This is a genomic window from Halobellus sp. EA9, from assembly GCF_051195055.1.
In the GTDB taxonomy this organism is placed as follows: domain Archaea; phylum Halobacteriota; class Halobacteria; order Halobacteriales; family Haloferacaceae; genus Haloquadratum; species Haloquadratum rubicundus.
In genome coordinates this window covers 1-710 of sequence record NZ_JBNTJW010000046.1, presented here as the reverse complement: position 1 = coordinate 710, position 710 = coordinate 1, and the positions used below count along the sequence as shown (strand labels likewise).

Below are 710 nucleotides of genomic sequence, written 5' to 3'. Positions count from 1 at the left end.
GAGCGCACTCGCCGGCGGGCGGGAGGCCGGGGTAACGGAACTCGCAGAAGAATTGTCGGTCTCGAAAGCGTCGGTGCACAACCACCTCGTCACGCTGGAACGGCTGGGTGTCGTGCTTTCATCGAACGGTCGATACCGACTCGGACTGCGATTTCTGGACCTCGGGATCGGTGTCCGAGATGGGATGACACTGTACCAGACCGCGTCTCCGGAAGTGAACGGGCTCGCCGAATCCACCGGCGAGTCGACGGCACTCGTCGTTCCTGAACACGGGGAGGCCGTCCACGCGGCCGTCGAAGACGCCGAACGCAACGATCGCCGGATCAGATTGGGGAGCCGACTCCCACTGCACGCGACCGCCGCCGGAAAGCTAATCCTCGCGTACCGATCGAGGGACGAAGTCGAGGCGTACGTGGAGACGCACGGGCTCGACAGACTGACCGACCGGACGGTCCAGTCGCCGTCGGGCTTGACCGACGAACTGCGGTCGATCGCCGACCGCGGGCTCGCGTTCGACCGCGGCGAGGTCTGGGAGGATATGCGCTCTGTCGCCGCACCGATTCGACAGGGAGAACGTGGCGACGCACTCGCCGGCGCGGTGGCGGTCCTCGGCCCCGCCGAGCGGCTCTCTGGCAAGCGCCTCGAAGAGGACCTCCCCGGACTCGTCCTCAGCGCGGCCAAACGAGTCGAGCTCGATCTCGCTGACTGAG

The 710-nt window shown here is 66.8% G+C and carries 1 protein-coding gene; it reads left to right on the top strand.

The window, feature by feature from the left end; translation table 11 throughout:
- The coding region (locus ACQUQ0_RS17575) for an IclR family transcriptional regulator (RefSeq protein ID WP_435187051.1) at nt 1–709 on the top strand (709 nt) is incomplete at its 5' end.
- Nucleotide 710 lies beyond the last annotated feature (1 nt).